Origin of the sequence: Corallococcus sp. NCSPR001 (assembly GCF_017309135.1) — a bacterium.
In the GTDB taxonomy this organism is placed as follows: domain Bacteria; phylum Myxococcota; class Myxococcia; order Myxococcales; family Myxococcaceae; genus Corallococcus.
Genome location: NZ_JAFIMS010000002.1, coordinates 6,071,692 through 6,084,688 on the forward strand (window position 1 = coordinate 6,071,692; position 12,997 = coordinate 6,084,688).

The window sequence follows — 12,997 nt, forward strand, 5'->3', positions numbered from 1 at the left end:
CGCCCTCCCCTCCTCCGTCACTTCAGGAGGAGGTGGAGGGAGTCGCGTCCCCCGGTCACGGGCTCGTCTTGCGCTTCTCGAGCTGGGCCACATAAAGCGCCCGCTCCTCGGAGAAGGCCTTCGCGACGCTGGGCCGCTTCTGCAGGCGCGCGAAGTAGGCGCTGATCGCGGGCCACGTCTTCAGGTCGATGGGCGTCGCCGCGCACCAGTTGAGCACCGTCATCAGGTACGCGTCCGCGACGCTGAAGCGCTCCAGCAGGAACTCGCGTCCGGTGAGGTGCTTCTCCAGGTAGGCGAGCCGGGTGGCCCCCTTCCCCAGGGCATAAGCCTTGGCGCCCTCGGGCGACGATGCGTCGAGGAGCGGGGTGAAGGTCGCCTTGTGCAGCTCGGTCCCGATGAAGGACAGCCACTGCTGGAGCCGCACGCGCCCCCGGTGGTCGGTCGGCGCGAGCTCCGCCTGGGGCAGCGCCCCGGCCAGGTATTGCAGGATGGCGGCGTTCTCCGTGAGCACGTCTCCGTCGTCGGTGCGCAGCGCGGGGACGAGCCCGAGCGGATTCACCTCCAGGTAGTCGCGCCCATCGAGCGTGCGCTTCGCCTTCGAGTCGACTTCGATGAACGTCGCCTGCGTGCCCGCCTCGTACAGGCAGACGCGGGTCGCGGCCGAACAAGACAGGGGAGAGTAGTAGAGCTGCATGGGATGTCCTCCAGGACATGGTGCGTGGACCTACGCGGAAATGCGAGGGCCACTCTCCGCCTCCGGGATGGATGCGTCCAACGCATCGTTGGTATAGGCTCGATGCATGGATGACATCGCCCCGCCCTCCCCCCGCCTCGACGTGCGCGACCTGCGCGTGGTGCTGGCCCTGGCCTCCGCCGGAACCACGGCCCGGGCCGCGGCCGCGTTGCACCTCACGCAGCCGGCGGTGAGCCGCGCGCTGCTCGCGGCGGAGGAGCGGCTGGGCACGCGGCTCTTCGACCGGACCCCACGTGGGCTGGTGCCGACGCCCGCGGGCCAGGAGCTCGTCGCGGGCGCCACGCGGCTCCTGGTGGAGCTGGGCGACCTGGAGCATCGCGTGCGGGCGCCAGTGGCCCCCGCCATCCGCCTGCGCCTCGTGTGCGAGTGCTACACCGCCTACCACTGGCTGCCGTCCGCGCTGGTGACGCTGCGCAAGAGCCTGCCGGGCCTCCACCTGGCCCTGGCGGTGGAGCACACCCAGGACCCCGTCGCCGCCCTGGTGGCAGGAGAGCTGGATGTGGCGCTGCTCACGACGTCCACCGTCCCTCGCGCCGGACTGGAGAGCCGGCCGCTCTTCTCGGACGAGATCATCTTCGTGGTGGCCGCGTCGCACCCGTTGGCGTCCCGCCGGGCGCTCACCCGGGAGGACCTCCGCGAGCACACCCTGCTCACGGGGCAGACCCCCGCGGCGGAGTCGCACTGGTTCATGACGCAGGTCTTCGGCCGCGAGCGGCCCCGGCTCCGCGTGGAGCGGCTGCCGCTCACGGAGGCCCTCCTCGACGTGGCCCGCGCGGGCCTGGGCGTCGCGGTGCTCTCCGAGTGGATCACCACCCCTCACCTGGGCAAGGGGGACCTCGTCGTGAAGCGGCTCGCGTCCGGGCCCCTGCGGCGCCCATGGCGGATGGCCTGGAGGAAGGAGGTGGGAGACGCCGCGCTCCGCCTCCACGCCGCGCTCGAGCCCACGGTGCCCCGGGGGCTCGCGGTGGTGTAGCGGACAGCTGTCCGCCATTGAGACCCGGCGGCCCGGGTCCGCGAGAGCTAGGGCGTGGGGCCGGGAGAGACCTGCGTCGCCGTGGCCTCCAGCCGCAGCGTCCGCGTCACGCGCGTGCCTTCGTCCAGGCCCTCACCGAAGGGCACCGGCATGCTGTCCTCCGGGCGCGCGGGCAGTCCCTGCGTCACCGACGCAGGCACCGCGTAGGTGTGCTCGCCCACCCTCACGGTGGGGCTGCCGCCCGCCGTTAGCTCCAGTTCCAGGTCGAAGCCCCCGGAGGACGGCACCCAGTAGCGGAACAGCACGCCCTGGGCCGCGTTGCGGGTCCGCAGCGTGTCGCCCGGGGCCTGCTGGCCCGCGAGCCGGGCCGAGACCACGGCGTCTCCGGGCAGCACCTGCACGTCCACGAAGGCCACGTCCGGACGGGACGGGGTGATGTGGAGCGACACCTTCCGGTGCCCGCCCCCCGCCCCTGCCTCCATGCGCGTCTCGACCGCGGACCCCCGCACGTCCTCTCCTGGCGTCGGTGCCGGCGCGTTCCAGAACGGCCCCTTCACCTCCGGCAGCGCGTCCATGGCCTCGCGCTTCGGGTCACCGCCCAGGTACGCGCGCGTCCAGTCATTGAGTACGGGATCCGAGGACACCCAGCGCGCCGTCTTCGCATCCGCGTCCACCAGGTACAGCAGGCCCGTGGGGCGCGGGTTTCGCGCGTCGAAGCGCTGACCGGCGGCGAGCGACACCAGCAGGCCCAGGCCGAGCAGCGCGGCCCCACCCGACGCCCACGGCAGCCCCCGGCCCGCCAACCACAGCCAGCCGGGCGCGAGCAGGCAGATGCCGAGCATCAGCAGGTCGGAAGGCACCGCGGCCCGCTCCAGCGGCAGCACCGTGTAGAACGTCGCCAGCACGCCGGGCAGCAACAGCAGGAGCGGCAGCGCCGCCAGTCCCCACAAAGGCACACACCATTGGGTCAGCGGCTCCGTCCCCCGGCCTCCCAGCCACAGGAGCAGCAGGACCATGCCCGCGAAGGGCCAGAGGAACAGCGCGCTCGCGCCCGGCAAGACGAAGCTCACCGCGATGCAGATGACCGCCCAGGGCACGCAGCCGCCCGCCGCCAGCTCCATCACCGGCGCGCGCCTGCGCAGGTACAGCCCGACGCCCATCGCCGCCATCACCCACAGCACCACCGCGAGGATGAAGCGCGCATTGTCCTGCGTCTCCGAGCGGCTGAGGGCGCGGAAGCCGGGCTGGAGGGCGCGCAAGAGCGGCCACGCGAGCCGCGCGAGGCTGCTGGCCAGGAAGCCCACGAGCAACAGCACCACCGCCTCCCGCGCCACGGCCCACACGCGCAGCTGCTTGCGCTGGCGCGCCCGGAAGATGGCGAACACGAACAGGCCGCCCCAGAGGACCGCCAGCGGCACGGCCCAGGAGCGGGGGTAGTGGACGCGCAGCGGGCCCGCGTTGAAGTAGATGAGCTCCTCGCCCTCCGGTACGGACGCCTCGCGGGAGATGCGCCGGGTGAGCGCGAGCAGCGTGTCACCCTGCTGCTGGAGGAGCCCGTCGGAGACCGCGTCCACGGTCTCCTTGCGCGAGTGGTAGGCCTGCGTGCCCTCCACGTTGGCGAAGTTCAGTCCCTGCCAGCCGCCCTGCCGCAGCGCCGTGAAGTCCGTGGCGTTCTTCATCCGCTGGTACACGGCGGTGAAGAGCGAACCGGCGCCGACGTCCGGGGCTTCCTCGGCGAGCCTGCGCACGAGCCAGCCGCCGCCCGGGGAGACCTCGAACATCAGGAGCGGCCCCGCGTTGCCGCGCGCGTCCACGTTGAGGACCACGCCGGATTCCCGGGCCCAGGGGTGGGACGCCACGAAGGCCGTGCTGCCCAGCAGGTGTTGCTCCTCCGCGTCGGTGAAGAGGAACAGCACATCGCCCGCGAGCGCCGGCCCTTGCTGGAGCGCCCGCGCCACCTCCAGGATGGACGCGACGGCGGCGCCGTTGTCGGACGCGCCCGGCCCCGTGGGCACGGAGTCGTAGTGGGCCACCAGCATCACGGTCGTGCCCTTCGCGCCGTCCTTCGCGCGAAGCCGGCCCACGACGTTCTCCACGTTCGCGGCGGGCCGGGGGATGCCCTGGGTGGGAGCGAAGACAGGCTCGCGCTGGACCTGGACCTCCGCGCCCACATCGCGCAGGCGCGCTTGCAGGTAGTCGCGCACCTGCGCGTGCCGGGGCGCCCCAACAGCGTGGGGTTCAGCGCCGATGAAGCGCAGGTGCTCCCGGGCGCGTTCGGCGGAGAACCGCTCCCCGGGCGCGGAGGCGGGCACCGGCGCCGGCAGGGAGCTTCCGCGCAGCACCAGCAGGATGACGCCCAGGCCGAGCACCGCGGTCACCCACCGTGCGACCGACGACGCGCGAGAGGAAGCACTGCGGTCCAGGCCCGCGGTCGGGGCGGTGTCACTCATGTTTCAGTCCTTCAGGCGCGTCCCCCTTCAGGCCGGGGACCGCGGGGGAGTTCGCGGAGTCCCCGTCGAAGGGGGTGTCCATCGCGCGGGCACTCTACGTCACCCGGAATCCGGCGGACACGCCGACGTCACGCCCCCGGCCTGGCCCCGTGAAACAGGGCGAGCAGGCCGGCGGCGGATGTTCTTGCGCGGCGGTGTTCAGCGTCTCCTCAGCCACGAGAACAACCTGTCACCGCGCCGCTCCAGGTCCCTGCCCTGAAGCGGATTCTGCGCCACCCACTCGAGGTATCCCTCCAGGTCACCTCGGGCCGCCTCCAGGGAACGGCAACCGGCGACCACGTCCAGCAGGGCCTGTTCCGCGCGCTCGATCTGGTTCTGGGGGGGATTCAACGACTCCCGCGCGGTCGTGTCTTCGACCCCGAGCACGGCCACATTTCCGAAGGACTCCACTCGAGGCGTCGCACCGGGCGTAGCGAAATGAATCCGCTCGGTGGGGCCACGAACTTCGGATTTCACAAGTCCGGTCGGGAGCGACTCGCTCCGGCAGACGAAGTATTCGAGACCGCCCCCCTTTGGAGGCCAGTGCGATGGCAGCACGGGAGCGAGCTCCGCGCCAGCCATGCCTGGTCCCAGTTCCTCCCGTGCTTGCTCCACGAAGGCGCGGGCGGTCTTGGCGGTCTGACAGGAGTCATCCTTCGGCTTCATCGCGTGCGCTTCCTTCGCCTGCGCCGACGGCGGTGGACGCACGTCATCCCTCTGCGTCTTCTCCGGACAGCCGAGGAGCGGCAGCATCACCAGGACCCGTGCGATGCGGAGTGAGACCCTCATACGTTTTTCACGCGCTTCTTACGCTCGGCCTCTGACTGGCCACGGAGGTCCAGGAACGCATAGTTGGGGGGATACTCTTCCGCGAAGGCCAGGAAGTCCGTGTCCTTGACGGAAGCCTTCCGCGACTTGTTGTTGAGCGCGGCGAGCAACGCGTCAGCAGTTGGCTTCATCACGGACTTATCGAGGTAGGGATCCATCACGAACCCGCGCCGTGGCGCATTCCGGGAGATGGCGTCACGAAGGTTCCACACTGCTATCTCGCCCCCCTTGTTCACGCGGGAGTTGTTCGCGGCGGTGGCAAGGGTATGGACCACTGTATCCACATCCAGGTCGTAGACCACGAACGCGTGATCGATGTTCGCGTTGCCAGTGAAGACCGCGTGGGAAATCTGCGTCCCTGGAGTCTTGATGATATCCGAGAGTACGCTGAACGAGACCTGAGCGTGTTCACCGCAATGCCCGGCTCCATACTGCAGAACCAATGCCGCCCCCTGCTCGGGGGAAAGTCTGAACGACTTGCGGATGTTCCGGATGAAGCTGACTGGCGATGACACCCAGGTCGATTGGTGCAGGGTTCCAAAAAGATCCGAAAGCAGCCGCTGGTGCCGTTCGGTCTTGAGATCCTCTCGTGCCTGCCCCCAGTGATTCGCGGTCACCACGAGGCCATCGATGTCGTCGCGCAGATCCGTTGCCAGCGCCACCGCGCTCTTCCCCTTATGGCGGTTGACGAGGCTCGCACGGAACTGCTCACCGCGAGAAAGATCCGAGTAGTTGACCAGATAGGCAAACACGCTCTGTCGCCAGAGCTGGATCTCTGGTTTGCTGGCGGCCGCGTCGGTCCCCAACTTGGCGATCTTGGACCAATCCATGGCGATGAGCTTGCGCATGGCTTCCCTGCGGACAGAGTCGATCCCGTTCAGGAAGTCCAACTCGAAAGTGAGCGTGACCGCTGGCGGCTTCCCCGCAAGTCCCGGCTTCACATCACTCTTCACCAGACGGCATGGAAGCGATTTCAGCGACTGGGTCGCGGTCTTGTAATCGATGCTGATCTTCCCCGCTGACGCGGAGTGGGTAAAGGTATCGAGAATGGCCTTTGAATCGCGCGGGTTCGCCAGGTTGTTCAAGGCGGGCCCGGTGAGCGTCATCTGCTCCAGCATGGCGTCGAAGAAACGCGCGTAGGTGAAGGTCAGGTCGATGGTGCAGCTTGCCCTCGTCCCCGCGGCGACAAGGTCCTCGATGTCGATGCCCGAGGTGGGGAGGGTCGTATAGGTGTTCAGCGCATCATCGAAGAACCGATGAGTCTTCGTCGCCTTTCGGGTCAGCACGACGTTCTTCGCGCTCGTCGTGGCCGTGATGACGAATTCGGTCACAGACTCGTTGGCAAGGGTGTACGGGAACTTCTTGAGGGTCGTGCTGATGGCGTTGGCGACGGTCTCGCCTTGCCACGTCAGGATGACCGCCGCGGACAGGCTTCCAGCGTAGTTGATGACGCCCATGACAATTCTCCCTCCCACTTACACCAGGGAATCCGGGTCGCCAGGAGAGGGAACCTCGGGAGGCCATACCCCGTCGGTTCTGTACGTCTGATCAAACGGCTCCAGGAATGACCAGGGATCCGACGGACTGGCTGGCTTGACCACAGTCATCTGTGTCTGGAACGAATCGGCTGGTGCGTTCATCGCCCACGCTGGCGGCGTGGCATCCACGAGTTCGACGACCGGAAGGCGGGCCCGGTTTGTGAGCTTCGCCCGGGGAGCGCTTTCGAGAGCGGCGATACTCCTACAGCTGCAGTTTGAACCGAGCCCTTCGGGCCCGATAGTGGCACTGCATGGCCACGGCTTGGTGGTGGCGTCGCCAGCGACTCCACGCGAGGACATGCGCAAGCGGAGCCGCCACACGCCGCAGAAGCGCTACCAGAAGCACTCGCACTTCCTGGACGGAGTAGCGGACGAAGGCCGTTAGTGAAGGCCGCGCCGGGCGAGAAACGCGCGCATGGGGTTTCTGCGCCTCGGCAGGCCGAGTGCTTTTGGGGGCAGGCCCTCCTGGAGTTGCTGATTGGCCACGGCACGCGCGGCGGCGAGAAAGACGTGGGCCACCAGGCACAGCGTCATATGCCGGTGCCAGGCCGTCCAGGTGCGCACCTCATAGTCGGCGAGGCCCACCTCGTTCTTGGCGGATTCGAAGTCCTCCTCCACGGCCCACCGGCTGCCCGCGGCGCGCACCATCGACTCCAGTGAGGCATTGCGCCGGGCATGGGCGACGTAGAAGGCCACCTTGCCGTCCGCGAGGCCTCTGCGAAAGAGCAGCCACCGCGACAGGCCCAGGTGCCGGTTGAGCCGCATGCGCGCCCAATCATAGAGGCGAGGGCCCTTGGTGCCCGCGCCTGCGGACAGACGTGTCCAGTCCTCCGGAGGGACCTCCTCCACCATGTCTCCAGGCTTCACCTGGTAGAAGCCGCGCCAGACGTGCGTATTGGAGGCCACCGCCAGCACGTAGGGCTGGTGCAAGTCTTCGAGGAAGCGGCGCAGGGTGCTGTCGCGTCCATAGACTTCGTCCCCCACCACCCACGCCGGCTTCAGTCCCGCGCCCAGCGCCCGCTGCAGCATGCCTTGCGCGAGGGCCGGTTTGGATTCGAAGCCCACTTCGTCCGGAATCCCTCCCGCTTTGCGGCGGGCCGCATCCTCCGTCCAGGGCTCCGGCAGGTACAGTTCCCGGTCCACCAGCGCATGCCCGCGAGGCGTCACGTACGAGAGGAAGACGCCCACTTGCGCGTTCTCCACCTTGCCCGCGGTGCCCGTGTACTGGCGCGCCACGCCCACGGACTTCTCTCCTTTCTTCAGGAAGCCCGTCTCGTCCATCGCCAGGATGCCGCCTTCGCCCAACGCCCTGCGCGCGTACTCCAGCACGTCGTCGCGTACTGCATCCGCGTCCCACTTCGCTCGCAGCAGCAGGTGCTGGAAGGCATAGGGCGCTTGATGCCCCGCATCCTCCGAAAGGCCCCACACATTCTTGCGCTGTGCCCGTCCCAGGAGGGCCTTCACGTACTCGACCGCAGTGGCGTGCGCCTCGCGCCTGCGGAAGTGCGGCTGCAGCCAGGCGCCTATCTCCTCCAGCTCCGTCACGAGACGGCCAACCAGCCGGACTTCCGGTGCCTGCGCTTCTGTGGCTGATGGCTGCTGCATGGGAGGTCTCGTTCCTCCCCCTCCTGTTTCTTCAACAGGAGGAAGCCTGCGGAGTCTTCCGAACTACAGCTGTAGGAATACGGGCCAACCTCCACTGCGGCTTGGAATCTGGCATCACGTGGCTCCGTCAAACAAAAGGCGCGTGGATGCCGAATTCTACACACTTTGGGCAATGCCATGCGAGGGCCCGGAACTGAAAGGTTCCAGGCCCTGCGTCTCTTCAAGGCATGACCTACCGCTCAGATCGTCTTCTTCCCCGGCAGGTCGAAGCGGTCCAGGTTCATCACCTTGGTCCACGCGGCGATGAAGTCCTGCACGAAGTGCGCTTCGCCGTCGCGGGCTGCGTAGACCTCCGCCAGCGCGCGCAGCTGCGAACTCGAGCCGAAGACGAGGTCGGCGATGGTCGCCGTCCAGCGCAGGTCGCCCGTGGCGCGGTCGCGGCCTTCGAACAGGTTCGGCGCCGTCTCCGAGCGCTTCCACGCCGTGCGCATGTCGAGCAGGCTCACGAAGAAGTCCGGCGTCAGCTTGCCCGGACGCTTCGTGAACACGCCGTGCGGCGTGTGGCCATGATTGGCATCCAGCGCGCGCAGGCCGCCCACGAGCGCCGTCATCTCCGGCGCGGTGAGCGTGAGCAGGCTGGCGCGGTCGATGAGCGCGGCGGCGGTCGTCGCTTCGGCTCCCGCGCGGACGTAGTTGCGGAAGGCGTCCGCCGCCGGTTCGAGCACCAGGAAGGCTTCGACGTCCGTCTGATCCTGCGTCGCGTCCATCCGGCCCGGCGTGAAGGACACGGTGACCTTGTGGCCCGCGTCGCGCGCGGCGGCCTCCACGGCCGCGGTGCCGCCCAGAACAATCAGGTCCGCCAGCGACACCCGCTTGCCACCCTGCTGCGCGCCATTGAACTTCTGTTGGATGGCTTCGAGCTTGGAGAGCACCTTCGCCAGTTCGGCGGGCTCGTTGGCCTCCCAGTCCTTCTGCGGCACCAGGCGGATGCGAGCACCGTTCGCACCGCCGCGCATGTCGCTCCCCCGGAACGTCGACGCCGAGGCCCAGGCCGCCTTGACCAACTGTGGGATGGACAGGCCGGAGCCGAGCAACTCCGCCTTGAGCGCGTCGATGTCCGCGGCGTCGATCAGCGGATGGTTGACGGCCGGAATCGGGTCCTGCCAGAGCAGGTCCTCCTTCGGCACCAGCGGGCCCAGGTAGCGCGACCTGGGGCCCATGTCGCGGTGGGTCAGCTTGAACCAGGCGCGCGCGAAGGCGTCCGCGAACGTCGCCGGGTGGGCCATGTAGTCGCGGGAGATGCGCTCGTAGACAGGGTCGAAGCGCAGCGCCAGGTCGGCGGTGGTCATCATGGGCGCGTGGCGCTTGCCGGGCACGTGCGCGTCCGGCACGGTGCCGTCGCCGCTCTTGCCCACGGGCTTCCACTGGTGCGCGCCGGCCGGGCTCTTGGTCAGCTCCCACTCGTAGCCGAACAGCGTCTCGAAGTAGGTCATGTCCCACTTCGTCGGCGTGGGCGTCCACGCGCCCTCCAGGCCGCTGGTGGTGGCGTGCGCGCCAATGCCGCTCTCGTAGGTGCTCTTCCAGCCCAGCCCGAGCTCCTCGATGTTCGCGCCCTCCGGCTCCGCGCCGACGTGGTGCACCGGACCTGCGCCGTGGCACTTGCCGAAGGTGTGGCCACCGGCGACGAGCGCGACGGTCTCCTCGTCGTTCATCGCCATGCGCGCGAACGTGTCGCGGATGTCGCGAGCGGAGCCCACCGGATCCGGCTTGCCGTTCGGGCCCTCTGGGTTGACGTAGATGAGGCCCATCTGCACGGCCGCCAGCGGGTGCGCGAGCTCACGCTCGCCGCTATAGCGCTCGTCGCCCAGCCAGGTGGACTCCGGACCCCAGTCAATGGAATGAGGCTCCCAGATGTCCTCCCGTCCGCCGCCAAAGCCAAACGTCTTGAGGCCCATGGACTCCAGCGCCACGTTGCCCGTGAGGATCATCAGGTCGGCCCAGGACAGCTTGCGGCCGTACTTCTGCTTGATGGGCCACAGCAGGCGGCGCGCCTTGTCCAGGTTGCCATTGTCCGGCCAGCTGTTGAGGGGCGCGAAGCGCTGCTCACCGGAGCGCGCGCCGCCACGGCCGTCGAAGATGCGGTAGGTGCCCGCCGCGTGCCACGCCATGCGGATGAAGAACGGGCCGTAGTGGCCGTAGTCCGCCGGCCACCAGTCCTGCGAGTCGGTCATCAGCGCGTGCAGGTCCTTCACCACCGCGTCCAGGTCGAGCGTCTGGAACTCCGCCGCGTAGTTGAAGTCCTCGACCATCGGATCCGACAGCGAGGAATGCTGGTGCAGCATCGCGAGGTTGAGCTGGTCCGGCCACCACTGCGTGTTCGTGCGCGCGCGGCGATTGCCGTGCGCGACGGGGCACTTGATTTCGTCGGTCATGCCGAAACCGTAGGCCGGCGTCGCGATCGCCGGACTCCACACTTTCAGCTGGGTTCAACAGCCGTCTGCTATCGAACCCAACTCACGCCCGCGGATGGGCGGCGTCATACACTTCCTGCAACTGCTCGAACGTCACGTGGGTGTACTTCTGGGTCGTGGAGAGGCTCGCGTGGCCCAGCAGCTCCTGGATGCTGCGGATGTCCGCGCCGCCGCCCAACAGGTGCGTGGCGAACGAGTGACGCATCGCGTGCGGGCTCACCTTGCGCGCCAGGGCCAGCTTCAGCACGTACGCGTCCAGGTGCCGCGCGATGCTCCGGGCCGTCAGCCGGCCGCCCTTGAAGTTGAGGAAGAGCGCGTCCGGGTCCTGGCCCTCGCGAATCTCGGCCAGCAGCTCGCCTCGCCTCGCGAGGTACGCCTCCAGCGCGCGGATGGCCTTCACGTTGAGCGGCACCAGCCGCTCCTTGCTGCCCTTGCCCATCACCCGGACGATGCGGCTGCTCCGGTCCACGCCCAGCAGGTCCAGGCCGCACAGCTCGCTGATGCGCAGGCCCCCGCCGTACAGCATCTCCAGGATGGCCTTGTCGCGAAGCCCCAGCACCGTGTCCACGTCCGGCATGTCGAGGATGGCGAACACCTCCTCCACCGGCAGCACCTTGGGCAGCGACTTCGGCAGCTTGGGGCTCTTCACCAGCTTGGCCGGGCTGGCGGACAGGAGCTTCTGCCGCACCAGGTACTTGTAGAACGACTTGATGCTCGCCAGCCGCCGCGCGCGGCTGGTGGGCGCGTGGTCCACCGCGAGCGTGCCCAGGTAACCACGGATGGCCGCGTGCGTGCCCGCGAGCAGCGACAGCTTCATCCGCTCCACCAGGTAGCGCTCATAGTCCTTCAGGTCGATGAGGTAGTTGCGCACCGTGTGCGGCGACGCGCCCTTCTCACCTTCGAGGTGGACCTTGAACTGCTCCAGCAGCGGGGACAGGGTGGACATGGTCGGCGAAGCCTAGGGGGCTCGCGGATCCTCGCAAGATTCACGTCCGCGCGCGAGCGTCCGCCGCTCGTGACAGCATGGACGGCATGACGGTGGACCTGCGAATCGCCTCCTACAACATCCTGGCGGATGCCTACGTCAAGCCCGAGTGGTTCCCGCACACGCCCGCGGACCTGCTCCGGCCGCGAAGCCGCCACGCACTGCGGGTCCGCCGCATCCTGGACCTGGACGCGGACATCGTCTGCCTCCAGGAGGTGGAGCCCGACAGCTTCGCCGCGCTTCAGGAGGGCCTGAAGCCACACGGCTACACGGGGGTGATGGCCCAGAAGGGGCAAGGCCGCCCCGATGGCTGCGCCGTGTTCCACCGCCTGGGACAGGGTCCGGTGCACCGGGCCCACCATTTCCAGGACCGGCTGGAGGACGGACGCATCTCCGGGCACGTGGCGCTGGTCGTGGACTTCGACGTCGGCGGAGCGCGGCTGCGCGTGGCCTGCACGCACCTGCGCTGGGACCGGCCCGACAGGCCGGTGGAGCAACACCAGGGCGTGCGGCAGGCCACCGAGTTGATCGACGAGTTCGTCCGGAAGGATCCGGAGGCCCTGTGGATCGTGTGCGGCGACTTCAACGCCCAACCTGGAGAGCCGCTGGTCCAGGCGTTCGAAGCGGCCGGGCTGCGGGATGCCTACGCGGGGCGGTATCAGCCGACCTGCAATGCGAACGGCCTCCCCAAGACCATCGACTTCCTCTTCCATTCCGCCGCGCTGCGAGCCTCGCCGGACCCGTTGCTCGCGCTGGACGAGCGGACACCCCTGCCCTCGGAGCAGGAGCCCTCCGACCACCTGCCCATCTGCGCGCGGCTGCTGCGTTGACGTGCCACGGCGGATGGACGCCGCTTCCAGGCGTCCATCCGCCGTGCCGCTTCACTCAGTAGGCGATGAAGCTCGCGAACTCGCCCGGATCGAACGACCGCAGCGTGCCAAGCCCGAACGCATCGCCGCTGCAGTCCGCCGTCCGGTAGGCAATCACGTGCTCGAAGTTGCTCCACCCGATCAGGAGGCCGGCGGTGGCAGGGAACGCATGGCACTCGCCGTCAGGGGCCGGGAAGTTCGCCAGGGGCGTCACGTAATCGCTGCTGTAGAACGTCAGGCCCGACTCCCAGTCGTTCGCGTCCTCGGCGAACGCGGCAGTGGATGAGATGGCGATGCCCGCGACGGTGGCGACGGCAAGAGCAGCACGAAGAGCGGTTCTGCGCATGGCGATATCCTCTCAAGACGGGATTGTCTTTGAATCGAAGGATATCGAGAATGACTTGCAATATCGACAGCCAATTCCACACCCGCAGTAGACCCGCTGAAGCGCATCAGCAGACATGCTTGATGTGCTCCTTCAACGA

General features: G+C 68.4%; 11 protein-coding genes. 3 read left to right on the forward strand and 8 right to left on the reverse strand.

All coding sequences use genetic code 11. From position 1 onward, the window contains the following. Positions 1 to 55: 55 nt before the first annotated feature. Positions 56 to 694, reverse strand: a complete 639-nt coding sequence (locus JYJ93_RS26195) for a glutathione S-transferase N-terminal domain-containing protein (RefSeq protein WP_206796075.1) — start codon at positions 692 to 694, stop codon at positions 56 to 58. A gap of 106 nt (positions 695 to 800) precedes the next feature. On the opposite strand from JYJ93_RS26195, the gene JYJ93_RS26200 reads away from it, so the two are divergent. Beyond that, positions 801 to 1,727 carry a LysR family transcriptional regulator gene (locus JYJ93_RS26200; protein WP_206796077.1) on the forward strand — a complete coding sequence of 309 codons (927 nt, stop codon included), beginning with the start codon at positions 801 to 803 and terminating at the stop codon, positions 1,725 to 1,727. A gap of 47 nt (positions 1,728 to 1,774) precedes the next feature. On the opposite strand, the gene JYJ93_RS26205 is transcribed toward JYJ93_RS26200, so the two are convergent. From JYJ93_RS26205 to JYJ93_RS26215, 3 genes are all read right to left on the reverse strand, one after another. After that, entirely contained in the window at positions 1,775 to 4,177 is a 2,403-nt protein-coding gene (locus JYJ93_RS26205) for a M20/M25/M40 family metallo-hydrolase (RefSeq protein WP_206796079.1), read from the reverse strand. Between the two features lie 198 nt (positions 4,178 to 4,375). Then, positions 4,376 to 4,969 carry a hypothetical protein gene (locus JYJ93_RS26210; RefSeq protein ID WP_206796088.1) on the reverse strand — a complete coding sequence of 198 codons (594 nt, stop codon included), beginning with the start codon at positions 4,967 to 4,969 and terminating at the stop codon, positions 4,376 to 4,378. 32 nt (positions 4,970 to 5,001) lie between these two features. After that, on the reverse strand, positions 5,002 to 6,501 hold the full coding sequence (locus JYJ93_RS26215; RefSeq protein ID WP_206796090.1) for a hypothetical protein: 1,500 nt from the start codon (positions 6,499 to 6,501) through the stop codon (positions 5,002 to 5,004). Positions 6,502 to 6,823: 322 nt separating this feature from the next. On the opposite strand from JYJ93_RS26215, the gene JYJ93_RS26220 reads away from it, so the two are divergent. After that, positions 6,824 to 6,967: a hypothetical protein gene (locus JYJ93_RS26220; RefSeq protein WP_206788065.1), complete on the forward strand. Its 144-nt coding sequence runs from the start codon at positions 6,824 to 6,826 to the stop codon at positions 6,965 to 6,967. Here JYJ93_RS26220 and JYJ93_RS26225 read toward each other — a convergent pair. The 3 genes from JYJ93_RS26225 to JYJ93_RS26235 all read right to left on the reverse strand — a co-directional run bounded on the left by JYJ93_RS26225 (position 6,964) and on the right by JYJ93_RS26235 (position 11,604). Further along, positions 6,964 to 8,187 carry an IS701 family transposase gene (locus JYJ93_RS26225; RefSeq protein ID WP_206788069.1) on the reverse strand — a complete coding sequence of 408 codons (1,224 nt, stop codon included), beginning with the start codon at positions 8,185 to 8,187 and terminating at the stop codon, positions 6,964 to 6,966. The genes JYJ93_RS26220 and JYJ93_RS26225 overlap by 4 nt on opposite strands. A gap of 239 nt (positions 8,188 to 8,426) precedes the next feature. After that, on the reverse strand, positions 8,427 to 10,619 hold the full coding sequence (gene katG / locus JYJ93_RS26230) for a catalase/peroxidase HPI (protein WP_206796106.1): 2,193 nt from the start codon (positions 10,617 to 10,619) through the stop codon (positions 8,427 to 8,429). A gap of 82 nt (positions 10,620 to 10,701) precedes the next feature. After that, entirely contained in the window at positions 10,702 to 11,604 is a 903-nt protein-coding gene (locus tag JYJ93_RS26235; protein WP_206796108.1) for a tyrosine recombinase XerC, read from the reverse strand. 77 nt (positions 11,605 to 11,681) lie between these two features. Between JYJ93_RS26235 and JYJ93_RS26240 the strand changes: the two genes are divergently transcribed. Then, a complete protein-coding gene (locus JYJ93_RS26240; protein ID WP_206796118.1) occupies positions 11,682 to 12,473 on the forward strand; it encodes an endonuclease/exonuclease/phosphatase family protein in 792 nt (263 codons plus the stop codon). Between the two features lie 55 nt (positions 12,474 to 12,528). Here JYJ93_RS26240 and JYJ93_RS26245 read toward each other — a convergent pair whose 3' ends face one another. Beyond that, positions 12,529 to 12,858: a hypothetical protein gene (locus JYJ93_RS26245; RefSeq protein WP_206796120.1), complete on the reverse strand. Its 330-nt coding sequence runs from the start codon at positions 12,856 to 12,858 to the stop codon at positions 12,529 to 12,531. Positions 12,859 to 12,997 lie beyond the last annotated feature (139 nt).